The sequence below is a fragment of the Mesobacillus sp. genome, assembly GCF_057785455.1.
In genome coordinates, this window is record NZ_JBYNSB010000020.1 from 209,166 (window position 1) to 234,271 (window position 25,106).

Below are 25,106 nucleotides of genomic sequence, written 5' to 3' on the forward strand. Positions count from 1 at the left end.
AGGAAACTTAAGATAATGAGAGGGGGAGGGCATTGAAGAGGAATTGGCCATTATGGTTAGGCTTATTGATGTTTAGTGTTCTATTGTTTTTTGCTTTTTTTGCAGATCAGTTAAGTTTTGTTGATCCAAGTCCTGCTGATAGCCGGATGAGGTTTTATGATGATGGATCGATGGCGAGAGCTCCTTTTCCACCGTCCAAGGAGGATCTGCTAGGTACGGGTAGTGACGGCCGTGATCTGTTAAGCCTGCTGATTATTGGGACAAAGGATACATTGAGATACATATTTTTGATTGCCATAATCCGTTACATCATTGCGATTCCGCTGGCCTTTTTGGCCGCTCCCAAAAAGGGGCTGGCTCACTTTATTGTAAACGGATGGTACTCGTTATTCAGCAGTGTACCGACCATTTTTTCAGCAATTATCTTATTGATGCTGCCTGAACCTGTGTGGAAATTCAGTTCGGATACAGATTATAAAGTCTATTGGGCACTCCTTCTTCTGGCACTTATGGAAGTGGGAAGGGTCAGTCAGATTGTTTCGCACGAAATCCATGAAATAAGTGAAAAGGAATATGTTAAAGCTGGAATCATGATTGGAAATAGTCCGCTTAAAATGTATACTCATTATTATTTTCCCAACATCTTACAAAATCTGATCGTTAATTTTTGCAACGACCTCGGAAGGGTTACGCTATTAATAGGCCAGCTGGCATTGTTCAGTATTTTCATATCTACAAAAATCGTGATACTTGAAGGAGGGGTGCTTGACATTTCATCAGCAGCCTATGACTGGCAGGCGCTTCTGGAGAAATCCCGGAGTGATATTATCAGGGCTGTATGGATTCCTTTAGTTCCGGCAGCTGCGATCACATATACGATTTTTACTTTCAATTTATTAGGAGAAGGTTTGCGCCAAAAGTTCAATGTTAATAGAAGCTCTTCGCAAACAGGATTTAGAGAGCGAATCAAAAACATTAGTCAATTGGTCCTCCTTCCATTTAAGAAATATGAGACTGCTAGAGTATTGCTTGTATTTCTAATAGGAGCAGGGACAGGGATTTTTCTATTTGCTAAGATGCATGAGCATGAAACTGTGGAGGTAGCACAAAAGGCAGAGACTGCCATGATAGGCGAAGAGGCAATCGATCTAAGCAAAAGCTATGAAAAAGAGGGTGACTTACTCGTACCAATCACGAAATCCACAACGAAAATGGGCGGCTTGTATGATGATGTAGATTTTATCAAAACGAACATGCCTTTGAAAGACTCCACAAATTTCCCGGTATTTGAGACAGAAAAGATTAAGTTAGTATGCATGAATAGCATAAATCAATGTGTTCAGCCTATTTTTTATTTTAAAAATCCACTAAAGACAGAGGGAGAAGCGATGCAGTCATTAAAGGACCATCTTCCGCAAGATACGAAAATTGTATCGACCCTATTAATCGACCAGGATAAAGTATACAATGTGACTAGCGAGATTTTCAAAAACAGCTATCCTCTTGAATATCAGGGCGGCATGAATATTACGTTTAAATTCGATGAAAACAAGAGGATTTTTGCAGCCACAGTACGGATGGGGCAGAAGAAAGAAGGGCCTTAGAATAGCAATTCACATAATATACACCACCATAAACAAGCTTCCATTGATAAAAAAGAAGCCTACTTTTTGTTTTCCTTCAATAATTTTACTATAATCAGATAATAGTCTTTTGCATTCGTGTTTATAACTTGAAACAAGTACGTTAGTATTTACGTCTCAAGTGGGTGAGGAAAGGAGAATTATACAATGATTAAAGCTATCATCTTTGATTTTGATGGATTGATAATTGATACTGAAACTGCCTGGTATGAAGCATTCAGAGAGGCAATGAATTTTTACAAGGGCGATCTGCCGCTCAGTGAATTCGCGAAATGTATTGGAACAGACGATACTGTCCTTTACGCTTACTTTAAGGAACAGCTAGGCGAAGACTGTGACCTTGAGGATATAAAAAACAGGGCAAGTGCCATCCATAAGAGTAAAATGGAAGCAGCCCAGGCACGGGAAGGTGTTAAGGAATATTTGCAGGAGGCCAAGAAATTGGGGCTTAAAATAGGCCTTGCCTCAAGCTCCTCCCGTAATTGGATTACTCACTTTTTAACTGAATTGAATCTATTGGATTACTTCGAAGTGCTTGTCACCCGTGATGATGTAGAAAAAGTAAAGCCAGAGCCAGACTTGTATGCAAAAGCAATCCGTGATTTAAATATCCAAGCTGACGAAGCGGTAGCCTTCGAGGATTCCCTTAACGGGTTGACAGCAGCGGTGGCAGCTGGATTGAAGTGTGTCATCGTGCCTAGTCCAGTTACCGAAGCCTTATTATTTGAAAATCACACTCTCCGTCTGAAATCCATGGCTGATATGAGTCTTGCAGATGTTATCAAACAGATTGAAAAGTAGTGTTACAAAAAAGCAAAGCCCGCGCTGACAACGCGGGCTTTGCTTATCTAATCGAGCCATGCGGCAGGACGGCGTGCACACCCTTCACACCATTTACTACCTGTGTCACCCTTAAATCCACAACAAGGCTTGCGAGAGCAAGTGCTTCAGTTTTTTCAATTCCATGGAGCTCCTGGATGAATTCAACCATCTCGTTGAGTGCCTGAGCAGTAGCCAGGTTCAAATCTTCGTTAAAACCAAATGTCAGCCAACCGGCTGGTGTTTTAGCCCGTGGCATTTCAAGCTTCATCTCTTCATGGAGGATCAATGTGATGTCGACTAAATCCATCGGACATTCGATTGCCGTTCCCGAAACCTCTCCATCTCCCTGGACAGCATGTCCATCACCGATCGAGAAAAGGGCACCTTCAACCGCTACTGGCAAAAATAAGCTGCTTCCACGTACCAGTTCCTTGCAATCAATATTGCCGCCGCAATAACGGGGAGGGGAGGTAACATGGACTCCTGGTTCGGCAGGTGCAACTCCCATTAATCCAATGAAGGGAGCCAATCCAATATGGAATGGCCTGGAGCCAATCTGAGCTGCAGCAACCATTGTTTCCGTTTTTAATTCCCAATCCAGACGAACCCTGTTTGCCTCTGTTAAACGAAGATGTTCATTTTGCCAGCTTTTATTACCACCAGCCCAATTTGTTCCGTACCATCCAGGAACCACATCATTTAATTTAATTTCCAATACCATTCCGGGTTTGGCGCCGTCAATCTTGATTGGCCCAATCATTGGGTGCCGGGGATCAACTTCATGTTTCCTTGGTTTGAAGAATGTCCTATCCACTCCTTTGGCAGGGGAATAGCCCCATTCGATATCCGGTGTTTGCATGGTGATTGAATCACCAGACTGAACGGTGAGAATTGGTTCAAACTCATTTGAAAAAGATCCATGTAAATGTTCATTTTTAATCTCAAGCTTATGTATCATTCTGGAGCTCCTTTATTTTAATATTAAGAGTATTTTAACATGATTTTCGGAAAACGAAATAGTTATTAAAAAAGTACCAGGGTCATCCCTGGTACTGAAAACGTATTAAGCCGCAGACTCTGGTTTAAAGGTGAATCTATTTTTGCCGGATTTTTTCGAAAGGTAAAGGGCTTCATCGGCGTATCTCATCACCGTGAACGGGTCAGGATCATGCTGCGGCCAGATTGCAGCACCGACGCTGCAGCCGATTTCAATCTTTGAATCCATTATTTTAAATGGTGCATTCAGCCTTTGAATCAATTTGGAGGCGACAATTCCTGAATCTTTTTCTGCTGAGCTCCTGGAAGTATTCAGGATGACAAGAAATTCATCACCGCCCAGACGGAATACAGCATCATCCGACCTTAAACTTTCCTTCAATCTGCCGGAGGCTTGCTGCAAAAGAAGATCCCCTGCCTGATGCCCATAAGTATCATTGATTTTTTTAAAACCGTCCAAATCAAGATATAAAAAAGACATGAAGCTTTCGTTAAGCCTGCTTTCCGTGACTGCAGTTTTAAGGAAATGGTCAAGTGCAACCCTGTTTCCAAGACCTGTGAGCTGATCATGATGGGCTAAAGATTCCATCTTATCAAGGCTCTTTTCTGTCTTGATAAGTGATTGAATCAAACTCCGCAAAGAGAAGGACAGCAGCTCAAGGTCACTGATACCTTTATAATCAGGGATGCTTACATTTTCTCCGTTCTGCAAGCGGTGAGCTGAATGAGAAATTCTCTGCAGCGGTTTACTTATAAAACCAGCAAGTAGCCAGCCAATGAATGCAAAGAAGATGGAGGCGAGAACGCCAATCAGCATAATCGTATGCTTCAAAAGTTCTACTGGAGCAAATGCTTTTGTTTCGGGTATACGGACAATAACAGTCCAGCCAAGCCCTTTATAATCAAAATGGCCATTTCCATTTGCGTAGCCGGTTAAATACCGTTTTCCATCTGGCCATGTTTCAAGCAGCCAATTATTTCCACCTTTCCTGGCAAGCTCAATGCTTTCTAAATGAAGAGTAGTTCCGATTAATTTTTGGGGGCCAAGGATGACTGTGTCGTCAGTCTGGCTGACAATCACCACCTCAGCACCCTGCATTTCGTCCTTTAGCGGACTTACGATTTCTTTTTCGACCTGTCGGGACCATTCCCAGCTCAAGTGTGCTGCTAGAACACCTGTTTTCTTTCCATTTGCATCAATCAGCGGCATGCTGATATCGACAAATTGCATTGGTTCACCTGAAGGATTCGGCAGCAGATTTGCAAGCAGCACTGCGTTATGTACATCACCTACGAAAAGTCCTTTCAAACCCTCCTGAAAAACAGGCCGTTTGGATACATTTTCTCCTTTAAGTATTCCCTCGGTAGCAGCAAGGACATTTCCTTCATTGTCTGTAAAACCCAACCAGGAAAATACATGGATACTTTTTTGCAGCTGATTAAGCAGCGATTCAGCTTCTGGTATGTCAGTGGGTGAGTGGATTTCTTTAATTTGGCTCAGTACCTGGACCTCGCCAATTCGTGACCACATGAAGGAGTCTAGTTTATCTGCCATGTGGAAGGCAGTGGTCGATAGATTGTTGCCTATTTCTCTTTTTACGGTAACGCTTGATTGCTTGCTGATCATAACGCTTAATACAGCGGATAGCATGATGATAATCAATGCAAAAATTAAAGCAACATATGTACGCAGGTTAATCTTCATAAAATTTTCCCTCTTTTGCTAAAACAGTTCACCATAGTTATTTCGTCATTAAACAAAAAAATTAAATAGAAATTTTCAAAAAGTGATGCACAAAAAAATACCCATATAGAAGGGTATTCAAATTTGATCTTGAAAGTATTTAATTGCAAGATGGAGACTGGAAAAGGTTGAAATTCCATCGATGCGGATACCCAGATTGACAATGGTTTGGGCAATTTCAGGCCTGATGCCTGTCAAACTGACCTTGATGCCAACTAACTTAAGAGCACTGACTACTTTTAATAGATGGTTCGCTACCATGGTGTCGATGATTGGAACACCAGATAGATCGATGACAATATAATTTAAATCCATTTGGGTTCCATAATTCAGCGCTTTTTCCATTAGCTCCTGAGACCTCTTTGTGTCAATGTCCCCAACTAAAGGAAGGACACCGATCTTCTCGGTGACCCGCACAATCGGGATCGAAAGTTCCATAGCCGTTGCTTCTGCTGCATAAATTCTGGAAGAATACATGCTGGAATAAGATAAACTAAGCCAATAAACAGCTCGGTCTACAACGGAATCAAAACGGGATATGATTTCATAAAAGACAGGAATCGATAAATCATAGTTCATTGCTTCTGTCTTGATTAGCTCACCAATTGTATCCCGATAAAAACGTACCTCTTCGATTGCAAGGTCTAAAGGAAGCTGTAAATTAACAAGAAGATGGACTCCTTGAGAGCCCCAGGCCCTTAAATTTTCGTATGTTTTATCTAAATCTTCATAGATGGAGGCAGCAAAAATCTGGATAAGGTTTTCCCTCCATTCCCGTAGTTGATCATCTGTTAGTTTAGAATAGATATTTTGGTCAGAATCATATCTCTGAATGGCAAGTGCCTCTTTTTGACTGGTCACTTTCAATGAGATCTCATTAAGCGGGACATGGAAATGGGTATCCAAGAACCAACCTCCTAAAAAATCGATTTTTTTCTTAAATAATTATAAATGTTGAGAATATTAAAAGATAGAAAAAAATAATGGGAATTGGGAAATGCAGAATATATTTTGGAGGTGGAATGTTGAAAGACTTTCCGGAGGAATTCGAATTACTGTCACTTTTTCGCTCTGAGCCTATCAAAAAAGAAATAGATGCTCCGTTCTACTACACAGAGAGTATTTTTACTTTCGAAAATCAAACAGAATCATTTGTGGTAAAGATTTTACCATCCTACGGTGAATTCGAGCTAACCGCCATGAATAAGTCTAGGAAAGAACCGGCCGCCAGCCTTTTGTTCAAAACAGTTTCAAAGCTGGAAATCCTTCAGGATGAAAGAGAACTTGCAAAAATCCTCCTGATTCTTCAAGAAGACCGGGATCGTTTTGTAGGTACAGCAGAAATAACATTCAGGCCCCATTTCAGTCTTCTTTTAAAGGAACATTTTTCTTAAGGAAGGTGGAAGATAGATGAGAGTTGCATCTCTACCAAAGTCAGTCTTATCAGGATTAACCTCTGGGGTTATTCTCGGGCTGTTTTTAAAATTGATGGAATACATGACTGGCAAAAAAGTATATATATTGCTGCTGAATGTCGACTATGTTCCGTTGTTAAAAGATTATAATACGACAGAGCTTTTTGAATTCGTTCTGCACCTTGTTATTTCCATTTTACTAGCGTTGGCATTAAGGATATACCTGCTTAAAGACATGACAATGAAAGGTGCTAGAAGATTTGTCCTACGGATAAGTTCTATGATAGGAGTCATCCTGTATCCAACCACAATGTTTTCAGACAGGACTCCTGAGTTTACAGATTTATCCGCGTTTCTTATATGGATGGCAGGGCATGTATTATACGGCTGTGTGTTAGGGTTCTTACTGGCAGAACAAGAAACATAAATAGGCAGCAATCCTTTTATTGGGAATGCTGCCTTGACTATTACTATTTGGACATCTGTGTATCTATACTAAGCGTTAAGCGGTGCCCCGAGGGAAATGCAAAATCATCCTTACAATCCCCTTAGTCGTGGTTGATCTCAAACTGCTATTTATCTCTTTTTCTTGCCAGGCAATTCAAGAGAAGGTTTCTTCACAATGACCTCAAGCGCAACCTGCACATGGACATTTTTTTCATCAACAAAAGTGACACTGGTAACCTTGCCTTTTCGGCCTTTGATTACAACGTTTTCTCCTTCGGCAGGTACCGTTCGCAATAGCTGAGTCAATAACTGGTTTCTGTTTTCTAAGAAATGGACTGCAAACATTTTCGTCTCCCCTATATCTTTTAGATTGAGTCTACAAACGATTTTGTAACCCTACTAATAAACTATTTTTTTTCGTAGAGATTTAGACCAAATCATAAAAAAAATAGCTGGTTTTTTGTGGTAAAATAGCTGGAACAGGGGGGCGAGAATGAATAAAATTATTGCAGCTGTAATTGTATTGTTAGGTTCCACAGCATTAATTCTACTATTTACTTTTACTGATTTTGAATGTGGGAATTATGAGACTTTGCCGGAAGCAATAGAAAAAAGCATATCATTTGATATACAGGAAATTGTTCATAAAGAAAAATATGATAACTTAACGATTATCATGTACACTGTTGCCCCTGACAAGGAGAAATGGCCTAACGCCAATTTTGATGGACTTGGAATCGGCTTTTTTGAAGGGAACGATAAAGAAGGCTGGGAAAATATAGGTCATAATGGCTGGTCTAACTATAATAATGAGAATTTCACTTTTGATTTTGACTCACTTTTTCTGAGTGACAATGAAGGAAAAGTTCTGTACGACCTGTATGTGGCTTTTGGAGAGGTGAATAACCCGATAATTTCTGTCATAGAAACAAAGGCAGAGGGAGAGAAAGAGTTTAGAAAGGCTAAAATGATGAAGAAGAACGGGAAGCGTTATTATTTTCAATTAGGGCGAGTCAAAGAAGTACGAGGATTATCTAATACTGGGATTGTAATAGACCAGCAGGGTGGCTGACTAATATGAGGTATTTTACCTTTACTGCGCTCTTTAAAAGGCATATACCTACTGAAAGAAAATGAAGAAAAAATAAATGCGCAGTGATTTTGTTCACCGCGCATTTTTAGGTTCTTAACGCCATCATATCATCACTGTCCATTATTCCCACCAGTATTTTTCATCACTTCGATATAAAATTTGATGGCACTTACGTAGTTTTCGATACTGATATGTTCATTGGTTCCATGCATTCTGTTTAGGTCTTCTGAGGTAAGCTGGACGGGTAAAAAGCGATAGGTATCCTCAGCAATCTGATCATAATGGCGCGCATCTGACCCTGCGAACATAAGGTAGGGGGCAATAACTGCATCTGGGTATACATTTTTTGCGCTTTGCTGGATGGACTTGAAATGCCAGTTATCGGCAGACGATACGCCAGATGCTTCATTCCCGCTAATGGATACCTTGATATCATCATCTTTTATGGTCTTTTCAATAAAGCTTTTGACATCTTGCAGGGAGTCTCCTGGCATTAATCTTAAATTGATGATTGCCTTTGCTTCCTCGGGCAGGGCGTTGTATTGTTCCCCAGCCTGGAAAATGGTAGGGGCGATGGTTGTGCGGATCAAGGCAGCTGATGCAGGCTGCTGAAGCAAGATCCTTTCGATGATTGGCTCGAAAACGATTTTATTCGCGAAAACAAATTTCATGGCAAAGCTCATTTCCGGTGCAACATATTCAAACATATCTTCTCCGGGACCTTCAAGATCTGCGGGAAATTGAGTTTCCTCTAATTCAGCAATTGCCCTGGCAATTCTGCCTATGTTTGTCTCGTTTTTTGGCTGGGAGGAGTGGCCGCCGCTGCTTTCGATTGAGAGTTCTGCAGTGGCTGAACCTTTTTCGGACACACCGACCACTCCCACAGGATTATCTACACCCGGCACCATGTTTTCTACAATTGCTCCGCCTTCATCAAGAATGAATTCAAAGGTGATTCCTTTTTCCTTAAGGCTGCTGACAATTTTACTTGCTCCTTCATCTCCGCCAATTTCCTCATCGAAGCCAAACATGAAATATAAATCCCGTTCAGGCTGATAATTCTCTTCGAGTAACTGTTCCGCAGCTTCCAGGATTCCTATGACGCCAATTTTGTCATCCAGTGTTCCGCGGCCCCAAATTTTTCCGTCAGCCACTTTTCCGCTGAAAGGGTTATGTGTCCAGTTATCCTCTGTTCCCGCAAGTACTGGAACAACATCATAATGACTTGTCAGCCCTACTGGCAGTTTGTTCTGATTTGTTCCTTTCCATTTATAAACAAGGCCATATTCATTTATCTTTTCGAGCTCAAGCTTGTTATGGACCAGGGGGTAGGTTTGTTCCAGGAAGGAGATGAAACGGTCAAATTCTACGTAATTGAATTTCTCGCGGTCCTGATAGGAGATTGTTTGAAATTTAATTGCATTGGACAAATTTATAACTGCGCGCTCCCCGTTTAAAGCTGCGTTTGAAATTTTAGGAACAGGCTGAAGTGTTTTAAGCATTAGAGTGTTGATCAATGTAATAGATAAAAATAATGCTATCAGAACTCCGGCAATTAATATGGCAAGTTTCCTTTTTCTCACTATTACAGCCCCTCTTTCGAAAATTTATCAAAAAGCCTCTGGAATACAGAGGCTTTCAAACTCTTATACTATTTCAGGTGCTTGAGTCACTTCTTCAGGTTCCGGAACAAAAGCAAGAATGACCATGCCGACAACAAAGAGGATGACTAAACTGAAAACCCCCATGCTTGAATTGCCAGTCAGCTGTGCTGTCAAACCGACCATCAGCGGGCCCATGATCGAAGCGAACTTTCCAAAGATGTTGTAAAAACCAAAAAACTCGTTTGCATTTGCTTTCGGAACAAGCTTGGCAAAGTAGGAGCGGCTTAGTGCCTGGATCCCGCCTTGTGAAGTGGCGACCAGCATTGCCAGGATCCAAAAATCTGTCGTTGTTTCCAGAAAATATGCGTAAATACACACAATAATATAAATGATTATTCCTACATAAAGCATCTTTTTGCCGGTAAAGCGTTCGGACAATTTTCCGAAGAGGAGGGCGAACGGCCAGGCGACGACCTGGGTCGCAAACAGGATGATTAATAGATTGGTAGAGCTGATGCCCAAATCTGTACCATATGCAGTCGACATTGTAATAATTGTACCAACACCATCAATATAAAAGAAATAAGCTAGCAAGAATAAAAATAATGCCCTGTATTTACGGATTTCTTTAAAGGTTTTGCCGAGACGCCTGAAGCTTTGCAGCACCAGCTGCGGCTCCCGTTCAATATAATGCTTTTGATGGACGTTTTTAAACATTGGAATTGAAAATAATCCCCACCAGATTGCAGTGATGATGAATGCAGTTTGACTTGCTAGAGTTATAGAGATGGGCAAAACCTTCGTTTGGGCTAAAATAATGATTGCGATGCTAATGATAAAAGGGATCGTGCTGCCGATATAACCCATTCCATAACCCCGGGCGGAAACTCTGTCCATCCGTTCATCCGTAGTTACATCGACAATGAAGGCATCATAGAACACATTCGATCCTGTCGAGCCAAGGACAGCCAGGGTGTAGACAATCAGCATCAGCAGCCAGTTATCGCCCGGAACAAACGCAAGCATGGCGGTAAAGCTCACGCCAAGTGTGAAGAAAATAGAAAAAAAGCGTTTCTTCATTCCTTTGTAATCCGCTATCGTACCGAGAATAGGCCCGATCAATGCCAAAATGAAAGTAGCAATCGCGATGGTATAGCCCAGGTAAGCGGTAGAGTTTGCCAGGCTTACTCCGGCGTTTGTTGCAGTTGCTTTGTAGAAGAGTGGAAAAACGGCCGTCGAAATGATGATGGAATAAGCGGAGCTTGCCCAGTCATACCTGATCCAGCTGCTCTCCTCTTTCGTGAAACCTTTCATGGTTTTGCCCCCAAGTGTTTAATAGTATCTTTTCATGAAACTTCTACTTATCCTGCTCATTTTCCTTCTAATTACAAAAATTTAGCAATCGAGGATCCCATCCAGTACACGGCCATCGGTATGGCCAAGGTCAATGCCAAGCAAGCGTGCAAATGTAGGTCCTTCATCAACTAGATGCATTGAACGGATTTTGATACCAGGCTTGATGCCTTTTCCGGCGGCAAAGAAAACAGTATGATAGCCTGCTTTTTCTGGCGAATACCCATGGCATGCTAATGTATATTTCTTTGCTTTAGCATCCTGCTCAGTTACTGCTTCAATATATTCTCCGTCGATTGCTTCGCTAAAATAAAAACCTAAAGCAGCCTCGAGCATCCTGAAGCAGCTGCCATCCGCTCCTTTTGCATTTGCTTCCTGTCCTGTGATAACCGATTCAATACCATTCCTTTTATCTTGCTGAAGCTCTCGCAGAAGTTCAGCAACAGTGTTTTTTACGGCGTCATCTTTTTCATTTTTCAAGTAAATATAGGCAGAACCATCGCAGCTTTTGCAATAGGCTTTCCAATCTCTCACTTTCCCTGAAGCATTTGTCTGGATCAGTCCTCGTTCTCTAAATAATACGTTCAATTTTATGACTTTAGACTCGTCAAGTGCACTATGGTCGCCAAGAATTGCTATGGTCGAATTCTCATAGATTCCTGCGTCCTTTAGGGCAGTGATTATTTTGCCGAGCCTGTCATCATGACGCTGTAGGGCAGCCATTGCTTCATCTGAAGAGAAACCATACATATGCCGCTGCGAATCGAGGTCGACAAAATGAACCAGCATAAGCCCAGGTTTCTTTGTTTTAATCGTTTCGACCGTAGATGCCAGGACAAAATCGTCGAGTTCGGGCTGGCTAAGGCCCTTGCGCAGATGTCCAAATTTTGAATTCATCTCAAGCTGAAATAGCGGAGTTCCATTCAATAAGGATACTGGAATCTGATGATGCCATGGCCTGTTGGCGAAAATTTCCGGCATGTTAAAATCAATATTCGCTTTTGCGGTTACCGGCCAGAGCAGTCCAGCCGTACTAAAGCCAGCTCTTTTCGCTTCATCATAAAGGGTTGTCCCTTTTACATGCTTGCGATGCCAGTACCAGTCAGGGGAAGCTTTTCCCGGCTGGATAAACGTATTGTTCACTATTCCGTGACGGTTCGGATAGTTTCCCGTCACAATCGTCGCATGACAAGGATATGTCACGGAAGGATAAATCGTTTCTACAGTTGTACTGAATGAACTATTTTCAATAAACGCTTTGAAATTTGGGAGCTCCCTTAGTACAGAAATATCATGCTCAGAAAGGCAATCAAATGATATGACAATTAAATGATCTGTAAGTCGTTTCATAGCGGCCTCCGGTTGTAAGGTAAAATCTATTTTAAATATAGCAGAAGATTTTGGAAAAACAGAGTGAAATATGTTTTGATAGGAAAGGAATTGGTAGCAGGGTATCGAATATAGTCTTGAGGGGTGGATGAAATGAACTTGATTGAAATGGCTTTATATACTGCAGCCCAGGCGCATGAAGGGCAATACCGTAAAAATACAAAGATACCTTATATTGCGCATCCTGTAGCTGTTGGCTTCATTTTACAGAAAGCTGGCTATAATGATGAACTCATTGCAGCAGGGATTTTACATGATACTGTGGAGGATACTGAGCTTACCCTTGAAGACATTGAGCAGAATTTTGGCGCTCATGTAGCGGAAATCGTGGCAGGCTGTTCTGAACATGATAAATCCTTGTCATGGGAGGAACGAAAAGAGCACACGATCCAATATTTGAAGACAGCAACGGAAGAAATACGGGTTGTGGCGTGTGCTGATAAGCTCCATAATGTCAGATCCATTTTTCAGGATGTCGAGAGGGACGGGGAAATGGTCTGGACAAGATTCAAACGCGGTCGGGAACAGCAGGCATGGTATTACAGGAATGTGATCAGGAGTCTTGGGGCACTGTCAACTTTCCCGCTGCTGGAGGGATTAAAATCGGAAGTGCGAAGGCTGTTCCGTGAAGAAACATGAAGAAATGAGGAATTGAATTGTTTTTTGTTCAAATGTCAGGATTCCCGGGATCAGGAAAGTCGACACTTTCACGTGAAATCTCCAAGCAAGTCGATTGTGTGATTGTTGATCATGATGTTGTTAAATCTGCTTTATTGCATTCTATAGAAGAGTCGCCAATTGACCCCAAGCTTGCTGGAAAAATTTCATATAATATTGATTGGTCTTTAATCGAATTTCATCTTTCATTAGGCCTAAATGTCATATTTGATAGTCCTTGTCTGTATGATGAAATGGTTGAAAAGGGGACGAAGCTAGCTGAGAAATACCAAGCTAACTACAAATATATAGAATGCTATTTAGATAATATGGATGAAATCAATGCAAGATTGAAAAGACGTGATAGAAAAATCAGTCAAATTGAAGCTGTACCATCAGAAGAGGCATTCCTATATACCATAAACAACAGTAAAAAACCTTCCGCGCATCCCTGTTTTGTAGTTGATACGAGCCGTGCGCTTGAGAGCTATATTGAAGAAGTGCTAGATTACCTGAAGGAATAGCTCAATCTACTTGAATGCAGATTAGGTTTACAATCCATACTTAATCATTCAATTAAGAAAGCTAAAAGACTGGAATTGTCTTTTAGCTTCACTTATTCCTATAAAAATTTTTTAATATCCAATATCGCCTGCAGATGCATTCCTTCATGGAAGACAGTCCTTATCAGCACCTGCTCGATGGTATGCATGCCCATTTCAGTAGGAGCGAATTCCTCTTCTAATCGATCGGCATAGGTTTCTCTTATTCTCGCTGGCTGATCTTTTAATAAGGTCTTCAATTCTTCGTATGAAGGAGTTTCAGCAGTAAAGTTTGCTGGTGAAGTCCCGTATCCGAACCAATTCATGAAAGGTTCAAGTTCAGGATCTTTTTCCTTGGTCACTGCCTGAATCCATAAATATTGGTCAAGGTAGATATGACCCAGATTCCAGCGAATATTATTCTTAAAACCAGCTGGGATGACCTCGGCGTTTTCAGCTGTCACCATGTCTGCTACTCCAAGTATGTAACTTCTGTATGATTCTAATTGATTGAAAAGAATATCATGTCTTTTTTCCATAAACAAACTCCCTATTTTTACTTACTACTTATTTCGTTATGATAGGCCGGTTTCCTGTTAAACAACATAAATTAATTGAAAACAAAATTCATAAGAAGGGTGTTGATGAAACTGAACTTTTTAAACCAATGGGCCAGCTCGGATGACGTCAAAATACATTACCTTGATAAAATAGATTATGATGATCCACTTACACCATTAGTCTATATACCAGGAGCAATGAATTTCGCTGAACAATCGATAGAGTTACTAGAAGAATTCAAAATGAGAAGGTGTATTTCCTTACGTCTGAGAGGTCGCGGCAAAAGTGATAAGCCGGAAAATGGATATTCTCTTAACGATCATGTAAAAGATATACAATCTGTAATATTAAATAGCAATATTCCAAAACATTGTATATTAGCATATTCAATGGGTGTTCCATATGCGATTAAATATGCTGCTGGAAATCCGAATATTAAGGGGATAATACTTTGCGACTATCCTGCGAAGTACCCCTCGATTCCTTTATCATGGTCTGAAAGACTGATTAAAAGGTTTGCTGCTGATAAAGACATGGAAAGAGCAATCAGAGGCATTCAAAGAGAATCGAGTAAAATTGATTTGTATAATGAATTAACATCTATAAAAATACCAGTCTTAATTCTTAAAGGTGGAACAGAGGCGGCAATGCTTAACCAGGATGAAGCTGAAAAGTACAATTCAAAGCTGGAGAATGTAAAAATTATCGAATTTGCCCAATCAGGACATGAATTATGGGAGCCGGATCGAGAAGGATTTATTCGCACCATAAAACAATTCTTGTCATATATAGATAGTTTGTAGAAAACTGGATTACTTTATTACTACTGGAATAGCAGGAAGCTTAAGAGAGGATATTCAATTGCCCGAAACAGATTTAGAGGTGCTACAGTCAAAATATATGTTACGAGGGAACCGTATAACAAGAAAGCACAACAATATTTAATCATGCCAACCCCCTCTGTTCCTTACAATATATCAGCTGACGAGGTGGAATTATATGAGAACCGAAAAAGAAATGCTCAATTTAATCCTTGGCATAGCGGAAAACGATGATCGAATCAAAGCTGTCTATATGAATGGTTCAAGGACCAACGAAAATGCAACAAGGGATATTTTTCAAGATTACGATATTGTCTATGTAGTAACAGAAACAAGGCCATTTATTCAGGATCCTAACTGGATTGATTGCTTTGGCGAGCTCCTGATGAAGCAGGAGCCGGATAAAAACGACCAGCTTATGGGACTTGAAGTGAATATCGAAGATACATACGGTTATTTAATGCTATTCAAGGATGGGAATCGGATTGATTTGCATATAGAAACACCAAAACACATGCTTGGCCATTTTCTGAAGGAGAAATTGACTGTTCCGCTTCTGGATAAAGATGGGATACTCCCTGCCATCGACGAGCCCACTGATGAAGATTACTGGGTAAGAAAGCCAACGGACGCCGAATATCAAAGCTGCTGCAACGATTTTTGGTGGTGCCTTCAAAATGTTGGCAAAGGAATTTGGCGGGATGAGCTGCCATATGCAAAGCAGATGTTTGAACTTGTCATCAGGCAGCGGCTTGATGAGATGGTTTCCTGGTGGATCGCGTTCAACCACGAGTACAATATTTCAACAGGGAAAATGGGGAAGTACTACAAAAAGTATTTGCCTGAAAATCTTTGGTCCATGTATGAAAAAACCTATTCAGATGGAGAATACGATAACTTTTGGGATTCAATTTTTACAGCCTGTGAATTGTTCAGAGATTTAGCTGCACAGGTTGCGGAAGTATTGTCTTTCACCTATCCGGTTAAAGACGACGAAAATATGACGCAGTATCTAAACCATATTAGGAAACTGCCAGCGGATGCTAAAGGGATATATCTTACAAAATAATTATTTACACTTTATGGTGAAATTGTTAATATATTAAAAATCATATGTTATGACGATGATGAGAAGAGTAATTAAGCAGGATTTTTCACAGAGAGCTCCGGCCAGGTGAAAGGGAGCAAAAATCAGCTTAATGAAAAAAGTCTCGGAGTTTCCTGCCAAGCTATTTTTAGGGATCGCAGGACGGGTTCTCCCGATATCGAGATAGGGTATGACTGTACCCGAAAAGGCTGGTCCAGTGATGGCCCAGTGAACTGAGGTGGTACCACGAAGCTATAACTCTCGTCCTCAAGATGGATAATCTTGAAGGTGGGAGTTTTTATTTTGCCTAAGTTTGAAAATTAAAAGAGCCATCATTGAGGAGGAGAACATTTTGAACCCGATATTAATGGAAATACCTGCACAGCTGGAAACAGATAGATTGCTGCTTCGAGCACCATTGCCAACTGGGGATGGAGCGATTGTGAATAAAGCCATTAGAGATTCGTTCAACGAATTGCAGCCATGGATGCCATTTGCACAAAAACTCCCTGAAGTTGAAGAAACTGAAATTAATTTGCGAAAAGCTCATATTAAGTTTTTAGAGAGGGAAAGCTTTCGATTTTTAATATTCCACAAGAGTTCCAAGGACTTTATTGGTGTAGTCAGCATCCAGGGGATTATTTGGGATATTCCTAAAGGGGAAATTGGCTATTGGATAAACACAGAAATGAGCGGTAATGGTTATATGACGGAAGCAGTGCAGGAGCTGGCAAGGATTGCATTACAGGTGCTTAAATTAAAAAGGCTGGAAATCCGCATTGAATCAGGCAATTTCAAGAGTCGTGCTATTCCTGAAAAATTAAACTTTGAACTGGAGGGGATATTGAGAAACGATGATTTATCTGCGGATGGTGAAAGACTTACTGATACTTGTATTTATTCCTTAACAAAGATAAATGATTGATCATGGAAGCAACCAGCTTTGGTCCTCTATTAAAGGAGTGCATTAATCCGGCGAGATCAATGCACTCGTATTTTTAGGTTTATTTTTACTGATGAAACCCGCATAAAACGGAAAATATGCTAGTCGTAGTCTCCTTTGTCAAAGCAGTGACTCTGCACCATCGATATAAACTTCCGTACCCGTAATATGGGAAGACATATCTGACGCTAAAAAGAAGACGAGATCCGCAACCTGGTCTGGCTTTCCTGAACGTTCCTCAAGCGGCTGATTGCCTTCAGGATATTCAACAGGCACTTTGATTTTTTTAAGATTTTCTTCCTGAGGAAAGGTGTTTTTGCCGATGTTCGTTTCAATTGCTCCTGGACAAATGATATTGACTCGTATTTTGTAATGCGCCAATTCTAATGCTGCCATTTTGCCGAAGCCTGTCTGCCCGATTTTTGAGGTGCTGTAAGCAGACATGCCAAAATTCTTATATATTCTGTTACCATTGATTGAGCTAGTGATGATTATACTTCCTCCTGTTTTCTTCATATGCGGAATCGCATATTTCACAGTAAGGAATGTACCCTTCAAGTTTGTATCGATGGTTGTATCCCAATCTTCAGGGGTTAGGTCTTCAATAGGTGCAATTACACCATTAATCCCAGCATTTGCAAACACGATGTCCAAGCGATCCCATGTATCAATCAGCATTCTATAGCTTTTTTCAACTTCCTGCGGTTTGGAAATGTCACATTCAAGGATAATAGCACTACCGCCCATATCATCGATTTTTTCTTTAACCTCTTTAGCGTTTTCTTCTTTAATATCGACCAGCGCAATCTTCGCGCCCTCCTCAGCCAGTTTAATTGCTGCTGCCTTTCCTATTCCAGAGCTAGCACCAGTAATGAAAGCAACTTTTCCATCCAATTGCTTCAATTCTCAAACCTCCTTGTGAATAGAATCCTTCTACTATCCCAAATTCAACTTAAATAAAACGGTTGCTAGCACTGTGGGATTTTGGATTGTAAGGTGCTTAGAGAGATTATTGGAAGGTGAAGAACAACTAAAAGAAAGACCGTCTTTAGTTAAGGGTGTTTCAACCCGCAGGAGCACAGCGACGAGGAGGCTCACCGCACGCCCCAAGAAAAATTTGCTCTTGAAAAAGCCGGTAATTAGGCTTTTTCAAAATTTATCAGAGGAAAGCGAAACGCCTGGAACGGAAATCAAAAGCCTTTTATTACAAGTCGCAATAAAAAAAACAATTTGCCCGGCAGCTTGCTGATCGCCTCGGCATGGATATCTAAAATGCTCAGACACTTACTATATAGAAGGTGTTTTAGTCATTTAATAGACAATATGTCACAGTAATTTAACAACATATCAATAGTGACAATCTCCTTGTTTCCCAACTTTTTTAGTCCAAAAGCTTGGAATTAAAAATGTCAGTTTATGTAGAAATAATAGGAAATCAAGTCGATATCAAATTTTTGGAAAATTCATTAAAATTTTACTCATACTATTTCTGGTTACGAATTTTACAGAAATAGAAGACTTCCATTGTTTATACATAGGGATGATCAATTTTTATGAAAAGGGAGGAATTTATTTGAAAAAGAGGATCTTAGTAAACACAGCTCTGGCTGGCGCATTGGTTTTTTCAGCGGGAGGTACGGTCTTTGCTCATGATGAATTTGGCGGAGGCGTCGAAAAAGGGGATAGTCTGGCAGGTGTTGAACTTGCAGTACCTTTGCTTGAAGGCAGTAAGAATACAAGCAATTTCAAAGAGGTTGCCGCAGTACCGCTAAAAGAGATTCGTCCCGGAGTTCAGAACTCAACTGGAGATGTTTATGCCTATAAAGGCTATGCATACCTGGGAACGCACTCCATAAATGGCGGTGCAGGCGGAGTCCGTGTGTTTGATATGAAGGATCCAGCTAATCCAGTAGAGGTTGCTGCCTTTGCGGACCTTCAAGGAACATGGCAGGAAAAAGTCATTGTTAAAACTGTTAATACTAAGCATTTTAAAGGTGACCTTGCTGCTGTCAGCGTCCAAAAGCTGGACAGGAATGACCCGAATTCCAAAGGCGGCTTTGTATTATATGATGTGACAAATCCAAAAGAACCAAAGAAGCTTGGCTTCTGGGAATCAACTTCCGGCGCCCGTGGAACGCATGAATTGTATTTGACGGTGCAAGGTGACAATGTCTATGTCCTTACAGCGGATTGCTATGCTGATTATTATTCACATGGAGAAAAAATGGATGTATCCATCGTGGATGTATCCAACCCTGCAAATCCGAATACAGTCTATGAATTCAATCCAAGGGACTATATTCCAGAAGTAAACGATGAAAATTATAACGGCTATAATTGGACCGATGAAAACGGTGTTGAGCGCGTTGCATTTGCACATAGTGTAAAGACGGATGAAACAGGCAAGACTGCTTTCTTGTCCTATTGGGATTTAGGGACAATCATGCTCGATATCAGCGATGCCGAGAATCCGGTTTACTTAGGAAGAACGGACTTTGATGATAAAGTTCAGGGCTCTGCCCATTCGATGGACCTGGCAAAGGGAGGAACTGTCCTTGTTGAGACAAGAGAAGTATTTGGTCCAGTAAGGGATGGGTTTGAATCTGCATATGGCTATACAATGATCTATGATATCAAGGATAAAGCGAATCCTAAGCTGTTAAGCACATTTAGAACAGATTTCACAGAAAAAATTCCTGGTGGAGCGACGGTCCATGATCCAAAGGTCCACGGGAATACGCTTTATCTATCGCACTATTCAGGCGGTGTCAGAACGGTTGATATTACAGATCCAGCAGCTCCTGTCGAGACAGGGATGTACATCCCAAGCAAATCGAACATCTGGGGCGTGTTTGTAGACAGGAACTATGTACTTGCATCTGACATGGGCACAGGCTTAAAGGTATTGCAAAAATCTGGCGGCACTAAGGCGGCAGGTTTGACAGAATAAAATGAATGAACTAAAGCACATTCTCCGGGAGAATGTGCTCTTTACGTTTCAGGCAGCAAATAAATTTCATGATAAGGAGGAGTCTCCAGCTTTGCCTGTTTTAAATAACCATCAGCAACCAGTTCCTCAAGGCCCTTTTGTATTTCTTCAGGCGTTACCCCAAAAATATCTGCAACTTTGACAGTGGAAACCGTCATTTGCTTCGGCCTCTTTGTCGAAGACTTAATCATTGTTTGAACACGAATTAACAATTCATTTTTATCCATCATTAAATCCTCGCTTTTAATTTTCTTTTATTCTCCTAAATAATTTTCCCAGTAATGTAAATATTATTAGGGAATTTAAAGGAGATGATCATCATATGGCATTCCATGCTCCATTCAAAATTGCCCAATTGACAGCCGAGCACGGTCAGAAAAAAGCAAATCTTCCTTTTTCCAGTGTCCTTGTACTTGGTTTTTTAGGCGGTGCCTTTATCTCTCTTGGCTATTTGCTCGATATTCGCGTGATTGCGAACCTTCCAGAAGCATGGGGGACATTCAGTACCTTGATTGGCGCTTCAGTTTTTCCTGTAGGACTTATACTGATTATCATCGCTGGAGGGGAACTGCTGACAGGCAATATGATGGCTGTTTCAATGGCCGTCCTGACTAAGCGTATTTCGGTGGGCAGGCTTGTTAAGAATTGGTTTTGGATTACAGTGTTCAATTTCCTCGGTGCCTTGTTTGTCGCTTATTTTTTCGGCCAAGTTGCGGGACTGACCTCTCAAGGTCCTTACCTTGAAAAAACTGTTGCTATAGCGGGTGGTAAGCTGGATGAGGGTTTTTTTGCCTCGTTAGTTTCTGCAATTGGCTGCAACTGGCTTGTGGGACTGGCTGTATGGCTCGCATATGGAGCAGAAGACATTGGCGGAAAAATCCTTGGGATATGGTTTCCAATCATGGCTTTCGTTGCAATTGGCTTTCAGCACGTAGTGGCCAATATGTTTGTCATTCCGGCAGCGATTTTTTCAGGCTATTACAGCTGGCAGGATTTTATCGGCAATTTCATTCCGGTTTTCATCGGAAATGCTATTGGCGGTAGTGTATTCGTTTCAATGTTCTATTGGATTGCCTATAGAGGGACGATGGAGACAGGCACAGGTGAAAAAGCGAACAAACGCCAGGGAACAGCAAAAACAGCCATCAAAAGGCAAGGGATTAATAAAGTGGGAATAAGGAGGCATGGCAATGAGTAATACACGTTTCACGATCAACATTAACGGGAAGGATTATCCCGCTGTCGAGGGCCAAAAAGTATTGGAGGTAGCAAGGGCCGAGGATGTTTTCATACCGGGTATCTGCTATCATCCGGATTTAGGAACCATTCAAACTTGTGACACTTGTTATGTGATGGCAGACGGTCAATTGGCCAGATCCTGCACATTAAAAGCAGAGCCAGGCATGACGATTGATACAATGTCCGAAACTGTTAAGTCAGCGCAATATGAAGGGATGTCGCGAATCCTTAAAAATCACGAACTTTATTGCACGGTTTGTGACAATAACAATGGCAATTGTACGATCCATAATACGGTTGAAGAAATGGGGCTTGCCCATCAGAAGTATCCATTTCAGGCCAAGCCATATCCGCCTGACAATTCTCATCCTTTTTACCGTTACGAGCCTGATCAGTGTATCCTCTGCGGCCGATGTGTAGAAGCCTGCCAGGACCTGCAGGTGAACGAAACGCTTACGATTGATTGGAGCCGTGAAGTACCGCGTGTCATTTGGGATAATGATGTACCAATCGATCAATCTTCCTGTGTTTCATGCGGACACTGTGTCAATGTATGTCCATGCAATGCATTGATGGAAAAATCAATGCTGGGGAACGCGGGCTTCCTGACCGGAATCGCACCAAATATCCTGGCGCCGATGATCGATATGACAAAGGAAGTAGAACCGGGCTATCGGGAAATTTTTGCTGTGTCTGAAGTCGAAGCAGCTATGCGCAAGGCGAGAATCAAACGGACCAAAACGGTTTGTACATATTGCGGAGTAGGCTGCAGCTTTGAAGTCTGGACAAAGGACAGGGAAATCCTGAAAATACAGACGAAAACAGAAGCGCCGGTTAACGGCATATCCACCTGTGTAAAAGGTAAATTCGGCTGGGATTTCGTTAACAGTGAAGAGCGCCTGACTAAGCCTTTAATTCGAAAAGGTGAGGAGTTCGTCGAAGCGACATGGGATGAAGCGTTATCGCTAATCGCAGAGAAGCTCTCGGGGATTAAAGAAGAATATGGACCGGATTCAATTGGCTATATCGCTTCGTCAAAATGCTCCAATGAAGAGAATTTCCTATTCCAGAAGTTCGCCAGGGCTATTATGGGCACGAACAATGTGGACAACTGTTCCCGGTATTGCCAATCACCTGCAACGACCGGCTTGATGAGGACAGTTGGCCTTGGCGGCGATTCAGGGACGATGGAAGACATCATGGCTTCCGAGCTTATCATTGTCGTTGGTGCCAACCCTGCTGAATCACATCCAGTACTCGCAACCCGCATCAAGCGTTCTCATAAGCTATTTGGCCAGAAGCTGGTCGTTGTTGATTTGCGGGAAAATGAATTGGCACAGCGGGCCGATCTCCATCTCCACCCTAAGCCAGGTTCAGATATTGTCATGCTGAATGCAATTGCGAAATACTTCTTTGACCAAGGCTGGGAGGATGCAAGTTTCCTTGCAGAGAGAGTGAACGGAGTAGAAGAATTTAAAGCCTCGCTGGAAAAATATACGCTCGAGTATGCTGTTGAAAAAACAGGCCTAAGTATGAAGCAGCTTCTTCAGCTGGCTGAGATGATCAAGGAAGCAAAATCAGTCTGCATGCTATGGGCGATGGGAGTTACTCAGCATATGGGAGCTTCCGATACAAGTACCGCCATCTCCAACCTTCTGCTCGTAACAGGAAACTATGGCAGAACTGGCACAGGCGCTTATCCATTAAGAGGACATAACAATGTCCAGGGAGCCTGTGATTTTGGTACATTACCGCCTTGGATGCCAGGATATGAACCTGTACAGGATGAAGCTGTCAGGTCTAAGTACGAAAAAGCATGGGGTGTGAAGCTTCCAGATAATCCTGGTTATGATAATCACCATATGGTGGAGGCCATTAATAAAGGAAAAATGAAGGCTCTGTACCTATTTGGTGAAGATATGGCAATTGTCGATGCAAACTCAAACTATGTTCATTCTACCTTTGAGAAATTGGATTTCTTTGTTGTCCAGGATATCTTTTTCAGTAAAACAGCCCAATTTGCAGATGTGGTTTTACCCGCAGCACCTAGCCTGGAGAAGGATGGCACATTCACAAATACAGAAAGACGGATCCAACGATTTTACAAGGTTTTCGAACCGCTGGGTGATTCAAAGCCTGATTGGCAAATTTTCCAGGAGCTTGCAAACCGGATGGGAGCGAACTGGAATTATCAGCATCCATCAGAAATTATGGACGAGGCAGCCAAGCTTGCTGACATTTTTGCCGGTGTAAGCTATGAACGTCTTGAAGAATGGGAATCCCTCGTGTGGCCGGTTCAAGCAGATGGTAAAGATACGCCTCTACTGTATACAGACAAATTTGGTTTCCCGGATGGAAAAGCAAGATTGGTGCCAGTTGACTGGACTATTCCTTTTGATCCAGGTGGAGATTTCGACCTGCACTTGAACAATGGCCGCTTGCTTGAACATTTCCATGAAGGAAATATGACCTTTAAAACCGAAGGCCTGCTGCATAAGGTACCAGAAGTATGGCTGGAGGTGTCGCCAGAACTGGCAGAAGAACGCGGGTTGGAAGATGGTTCACTGGTCGGGCTGACTTCCCCATATGGCCATGTAGAAGTACGGGTAATGGTAACAGACCGTGTCAAAGGGAATGAATTGTATCTGCCTATGAACTCTGCCGAGGATAAGAAAGCTGTGAACAGGCTGACCAGCAGCTATCACGACATCATCACCCATACCCCAGCCTATAAAGAAATGGGTGTAAACATGGAAGTGCTTGAAACGACAGGAGAGCCGCCGCTGCCTAAGCATAATCACCGTTTCGGGAACAGGATTCCGCAAATCAGCGTGAAGGTCGAGGAAAAGTGGAAGCGTTCGGATTATATACCGATTTCAGAGATTGATGATTTGAAGGAGGGTCAATATGGCGAAACCGATCAGGCAAATTAGCAGAGGAATCCCCAACCAGGCAGAAGAACAGGCTGAAGCCATTGATGAAATACTGAAGGCTTTGGCTGACAATAAAGAGGCCGTTCTTTCCTTCATTGAAATGACGAAGGAGCTAAATGAGGTAAAAGTATTCGAGGCCGCCAGCTCAATGTTAAAGCAGCGTAACGAGGTTGGTGTGATAGCCATGCAGCAGGTCAATCAGCCTGCCGTCCACAATATCATTAAAAGCGGGTTTGGGCTGTTCAAGTTTCTTGGAGGTCTTCAGCCTGCCCAGCTTGGAACATTATTGGAGGGCATTACCCTTGGCCTTAAGCGGATGTCACAGACAGGTGAAAAAGGCAAGAAACAAAGCATCTGGAAAATGCGTATCAGGCTCCGCAGCCCGGAGATACGCGCCGCGATGACAACGATGGTCGACTTCATGGAGGGAATGGGAGAAGCCTTCCTTAAGAACAGGGAGAACCATAAATAAGGAAGGTGGAACGATTGAAGGAACAGGTTTTTCATATCAGCAATCTTGGATCAAAGGAAGATGAAGAGAAAGTTACTAAGGCGATGCTTGATGTCTGGGGGATTTCCCAGGCAGAAGCAAGTGCCCATCATAAGACTTTATCCATCAAATATGATGAGCGGATGGCCTCCTCCGAGGACTTTGTGCAGGCATGCCGTGAAGCAGGTTACAAATTATCCAATGATTCTATTCAGTGAGGTGAGTTCTGTGCGACTATGTGAGATATGCGGGACCAAAGAGAACTATGTAGAAAAGGAAGACGAAGTGATCCAGGAAGTGACACTGCACATATGCGAGAGCTGCCGAGAGGACAGGAA

The 25,106-nt window shown here is 41.9% G+C and carries 25 protein-coding genes and 1 other annotated feature; of the genes, 15 read left to right on the top strand and 10 right to left on the bottom strand.

Translation table 11 applies throughout. The features are described 5' to 3' along the window. Positions 1-32: 32 nt before the first annotated feature. Complete coding sequence (locus tag AC3EBE_RS07805) at positions 33-1,604, top strand: ABC transporter permease (protein ID WP_488594451.1); 1,572 nt, start codon at positions 33-35, stop codon at positions 1,602-1,604. Positions 1,605-1,793: 189 nt separating this feature from the next. Then, on the top strand, positions 1,794-2,444 hold the full coding sequence (locus AC3EBE_RS07810; RefSeq protein WP_488594505.1) for an HAD family hydrolase: 651 nt from the start codon (positions 1,794-1,796) through the stop codon (positions 2,442-2,444). Positions 2,445-2,487: 43 nt separating this feature from the next. Here AC3EBE_RS07810 and AC3EBE_RS07815 read toward each other — a convergent pair whose 3' ends face one another. The 3 genes from AC3EBE_RS07815 to AC3EBE_RS07825 form a co-directional block, all read right to left on the bottom strand. Continuing rightward, positions 2,488-3,423 (bottom strand): acetamidase/formamidase family protein, encoded by a 936-nt coding sequence (locus tag AC3EBE_RS07815; RefSeq protein ID WP_488594452.1) that lies wholly within the window; start codon positions 3,421-3,423, stop codon positions 2,488-2,490. 105 nt (positions 3,424-3,528) lie between these two features. Further along, entirely contained in the window at positions 3,529-5,166 is a 1,638-nt protein-coding gene (locus AC3EBE_RS07820; RefSeq protein ID WP_488594453.1) for a sensor domain-containing diguanylate cyclase, read from the bottom strand. 117 nt (positions 5,167-5,283) lie between these two features. Beyond that, positions 5,284-6,111: an STAS domain-containing protein gene (locus AC3EBE_RS07825; RefSeq protein ID WP_488594454.1), complete on the bottom strand. Its 828-nt coding sequence runs from the start codon at positions 6,109-6,111 to the stop codon at positions 5,284-5,286. A 116-nt stretch (positions 6,112-6,227) separates the two neighbouring features. Here AC3EBE_RS07825 and AC3EBE_RS07830 point away from each other — a divergent pair, with 116 nt between their 5' ends. After that, entirely contained in the window at positions 6,228-6,599 is a 372-nt protein-coding gene (locus AC3EBE_RS07830) for a hypothetical protein (protein ID WP_488594455.1), read from the top strand. A gap of 16 nt (positions 6,600-6,615) precedes the next feature. Continuing rightward, complete coding sequence (locus tag AC3EBE_RS07835; protein ID WP_488594456.1) at positions 6,616-7,047, top strand: hypothetical protein; 432 nt, start codon at positions 6,616-6,618, stop codon at positions 7,045-7,047. 149 nt (positions 7,048-7,196) lie between these two features. Here the strand turns inward: AC3EBE_RS07835 and AC3EBE_RS07840 are convergent, their stop codons facing one another. Further along, positions 7,197-7,412, bottom strand: coding sequence for a hypothetical protein (locus AC3EBE_RS07840; RefSeq protein ID WP_488594457.1), 216 nt, complete (start codon positions 7,410-7,412; stop codon positions 7,197-7,199). Positions 7,413-7,560: 148 nt separating this feature from the next. Here AC3EBE_RS07840 and AC3EBE_RS07845 point away from each other — a divergent pair, with 148 nt between their 5' ends. Beyond that, complete coding sequence (locus AC3EBE_RS07845) at positions 7,561-8,139, top strand: hypothetical protein (protein ID WP_488594458.1); 579 nt, start codon at positions 7,561-7,563, stop codon at positions 8,137-8,139. Positions 8,140-8,270: 131 nt separating this feature from the next. On the opposite strand, the gene AC3EBE_RS07850 is transcribed toward AC3EBE_RS07845, so the two are convergent. The 3 genes from AC3EBE_RS07850 to AC3EBE_RS07860 all read right to left on the bottom strand — a co-directional run bounded on the left by AC3EBE_RS07850 (position 8,271) and on the right by AC3EBE_RS07860 (position 12,467). Further along, positions 8,271-9,743, bottom strand: a complete 1,473-nt coding sequence (locus tag AC3EBE_RS07850) for a M20 family peptidase (protein WP_488594459.1) — start codon at positions 9,741-9,743, stop codon at positions 8,271-8,273. 63 nt (positions 9,744-9,806) lie between these two features. Continuing rightward, positions 9,807-11,078 carry an MFS transporter gene (locus AC3EBE_RS07855; protein ID WP_488594460.1) on the bottom strand — a complete coding sequence of 424 codons (1,272 nt, stop codon included), beginning with the start codon at positions 11,076-11,078 and terminating at the stop codon, positions 9,807-9,809. A gap of 81 nt (positions 11,079-11,159) precedes the next feature. Beyond that, positions 11,160-12,467, bottom strand: coding sequence for an alkaline phosphatase family protein (locus AC3EBE_RS07860; protein ID WP_488594461.1), 1,308 nt, complete (start codon positions 12,465-12,467; stop codon positions 11,160-11,162). Between the two features lie 132 nt (positions 12,468-12,599). On the opposite strand from AC3EBE_RS07860, the gene AC3EBE_RS07865 reads away from it, so the two are divergent. Continuing rightward, positions 12,600-13,145: an HD domain-containing protein gene (locus tag AC3EBE_RS07865; protein ID WP_488594462.1), complete on the top strand. Its 546-nt coding sequence runs from the start codon at positions 12,600-12,602 to the stop codon at positions 13,143-13,145. Positions 13,146-13,162: 17 nt separating this feature from the next. Beyond that, positions 13,163-13,687, top strand: coding sequence for a P-loop nucleotide/nucleoside kinase family protein (locus AC3EBE_RS07870; protein ID WP_488594463.1), 525 nt, complete (start codon positions 13,163-13,165; stop codon positions 13,685-13,687). A 98-nt stretch (positions 13,688-13,785) separates the two neighbouring features. Here the strand turns inward: AC3EBE_RS07870 and AC3EBE_RS07875 are convergent, their stop codons facing one another. Continuing rightward, positions 13,786-14,244 carry a DinB family protein gene (locus tag AC3EBE_RS07875; RefSeq protein ID WP_488594464.1) on the bottom strand — a complete coding sequence of 153 codons (459 nt, stop codon included), beginning with the start codon at positions 14,242-14,244 and terminating at the stop codon, positions 13,786-13,788. Positions 14,245-14,349: 105 nt separating this feature from the next. Between AC3EBE_RS07875 and AC3EBE_RS07880 the strand changes: the two genes are divergently transcribed. The 3 genes from AC3EBE_RS07880 (at position 14,350) to AC3EBE_RS07890 (ending at position 17,099) form a co-directional block, all read left to right on the top strand. After that, the gene (locus tag AC3EBE_RS07880) at positions 14,350-15,069 is read left to right on the top strand and encodes an alpha/beta fold hydrolase (protein WP_488594465.1); all 720 of its coding nucleotides are present in this window, start codon (positions 14,350-14,352) and stop codon (positions 15,067-15,069) included. 196 nt (positions 15,070-15,265) lie between these two features. Further along, positions 15,266-16,156 (top strand): aminoglycoside 6-adenylyltransferase, encoded by an 891-nt coding sequence (locus AC3EBE_RS07885; protein WP_488594466.1) that lies wholly within the window; start codon positions 15,266-15,268, stop codon positions 16,154-16,156. Positions 16,157-16,202: 46 nt separating this feature from the next. Then, positions 16,203-16,446, top strand: a binding site (T-box leader). A gap of 80 nt (positions 16,447-16,526) precedes the next feature. Beyond that, a complete protein-coding gene (locus AC3EBE_RS07890; RefSeq protein ID WP_488594467.1) occupies positions 16,527-17,099 on the top strand; it encodes a GNAT family N-acetyltransferase in 573 nt (190 codons plus the stop codon). A gap of 138 nt (positions 17,100-17,237) precedes the next feature. Here AC3EBE_RS07890 and AC3EBE_RS07895 read toward each other — a convergent pair whose 3' ends face one another. Further along, positions 17,238-18,020, bottom strand: coding sequence for an SDR family oxidoreductase (locus tag AC3EBE_RS07895; RefSeq protein ID WP_488594468.1), 783 nt, complete (start codon positions 18,018-18,020; stop codon positions 17,238-17,240). A gap of 670 nt (positions 18,021-18,690) precedes the next feature. Between AC3EBE_RS07895 and AC3EBE_RS07900 the strand changes: the two genes are divergently transcribed. Then, a complete protein-coding gene (locus AC3EBE_RS07900) occupies positions 18,691-20,067 on the top strand; it encodes an LVIVD repeat-containing protein (RefSeq protein ID WP_488594469.1) in 1,377 nt (458 codons plus the stop codon). 41 nt (positions 20,068-20,108) lie between these two features. Here AC3EBE_RS07900 and AC3EBE_RS07905 read toward each other — a convergent pair whose 3' ends face one another. Beyond that, positions 20,109-20,336, bottom strand: coding sequence for a hypothetical protein (locus AC3EBE_RS07905; protein WP_488594470.1), 228 nt, complete (start codon positions 20,334-20,336; stop codon positions 20,109-20,111). Between the two features lie 92 nt (positions 20,337-20,428). Between AC3EBE_RS07905 and AC3EBE_RS07910 the strand changes: the two genes are divergently transcribed. Genes AC3EBE_RS07910 through AC3EBE_RS07925 form a run of 4 tightly spaced genes read left to right on the top strand, consistent with a single transcriptional unit; the run spans position 20,429 to position 24,986 of the window. Beyond that, positions 20,429-21,304: a formate/nitrite transporter family protein gene (locus tag AC3EBE_RS07910; RefSeq protein WP_488594471.1), complete on the top strand. Its 876-nt coding sequence runs from the start codon at positions 20,429-20,431 to the stop codon at positions 21,302-21,304. Then, on the top strand, positions 21,297-24,278 hold the full coding sequence (gene fdhF / locus AC3EBE_RS07915; RefSeq protein ID WP_488594472.1) for a formate dehydrogenase subunit alpha: 2,982 nt from the start codon (positions 21,297-21,299) through the stop codon (positions 24,276-24,278). The genes AC3EBE_RS07910 and fdhF overlap by 8 nt, the downstream gene beginning before the upstream one ends. Continuing rightward, a complete protein-coding gene (locus AC3EBE_RS07920; protein ID WP_488594473.1) occupies positions 24,253-24,750 on the top strand; it encodes a helical membrane plugin domain-containing protein in 498 nt (165 codons plus the stop codon). Before fdhF ends, AC3EBE_RS07920 begins: the two co-directional genes overlap by 26 nt. A 14-nt stretch (positions 24,751-24,764) precedes the next feature. Continuing rightward, positions 24,765-24,986, top strand: a complete 222-nt coding sequence (locus AC3EBE_RS07925) for a heavy-metal-associated domain-containing protein (RefSeq protein WP_488594474.1) — start codon at positions 24,765-24,767, stop codon at positions 24,984-24,986. The last annotated feature ends 120 nt before the right edge of the window (positions 24,987-25,106 follow it).

What these genes read in the sequence shown, in the direction of transcription:
- AC3EBE_RS07815 (WP_488594452.1), bottom strand. Translation starts at nt 3,423, where the DNA reads ATGATACATAAGCTTGAGATTAAAAATGAACATTTACATGGATCTTTT.
- AC3EBE_RS07820 (WP_488594453.1), bottom strand. Translation starts at nt 5,166, where the DNA reads ATGAAGATTAACCTGCGTACATATGTTGCTTTAATTTTTGCATTGATT.
- AC3EBE_RS07830 (WP_488594455.1), top strand. Translation starts at nt 6,228, where the DNA reads ATGTTGAAAGACTTTCCGGAGGAATTCGAATTACTGTCACTTTTTCGC.
- AC3EBE_RS07835 (WP_488594456.1), top strand. Translation starts at nt 6,616, where the DNA reads ATGAGAGTTGCATCTCTACCAAAGTCAGTCTTATCAGGATTAACCTCT.
- AC3EBE_RS07840 (WP_488594457.1), bottom strand. Translation starts at nt 7,412, where the DNA reads ATGTTTGCAGTCCATTTCTTAGAAAACAGAAACCAGTTATTGACTCAG.
- AC3EBE_RS07845 (WP_488594458.1), top strand. Translation starts at nt 7,561, where the DNA reads ATGAATAAAATTATTGCAGCTGTAATTGTATTGTTAGGTTCCACAGCA.
- AC3EBE_RS07855 (WP_488594460.1), bottom strand. Translation starts at nt 11,078, where the DNA reads ATGAAAGGTTTCACGAAAGAGGAGAGCAGCTGGATCAGGTATGACTGG.
- AC3EBE_RS07860 (WP_488594461.1), bottom strand. Translation starts at nt 12,467, where the DNA reads ATGAAACGACTTACAGATCATTTAATTGTCATATCATTTGATTGCCTT.
- AC3EBE_RS07865 (WP_488594462.1), top strand. Translation starts at nt 12,600, where the DNA reads ATGAACTTGATTGAAATGGCTTTATATACTGCAGCCCAGGCGCATGAA.
- AC3EBE_RS07875 (WP_488594464.1), bottom strand. Translation starts at nt 14,244, where the DNA reads ATGGAAAAAAGACATGATATTCTTTTCAATCAATTAGAATCATACAGA.
- AC3EBE_RS07880 (WP_488594465.1), top strand. Translation starts at nt 14,350, where the DNA reads ATGAAACTGAACTTTTTAAACCAATGGGCCAGCTCGGATGACGTCAAA.
- AC3EBE_RS07885 (WP_488594466.1), top strand. Translation starts at nt 15,266, where the DNA reads ATGAGAACCGAAAAAGAAATGCTCAATTTAATCCTTGGCATAGCGGAA.
- AC3EBE_RS07905 (WP_488594470.1), bottom strand. Translation starts at nt 20,336, where the DNA reads ATGATGGATAAAAATGAATTGTTAATTCGTGTTCAAACAATGATTAAG.
- AC3EBE_RS07910 (WP_488594471.1), top strand. Translation starts at nt 20,429, where the DNA reads ATGGCATTCCATGCTCCATTCAAAATTGCCCAATTGACAGCCGAGCAC.
- fdhF (WP_488594472.1), top strand. Translation starts at nt 21,297, where the DNA reads ATGAGTAATACACGTTTCACGATCAACATTAACGGGAAGGATTATCCC.
- AC3EBE_RS07920 (WP_488594473.1), top strand. Translation starts at nt 24,253, where the DNA reads ATGGCGAAACCGATCAGGCAAATTAGCAGAGGAATCCCCAACCAGGCA.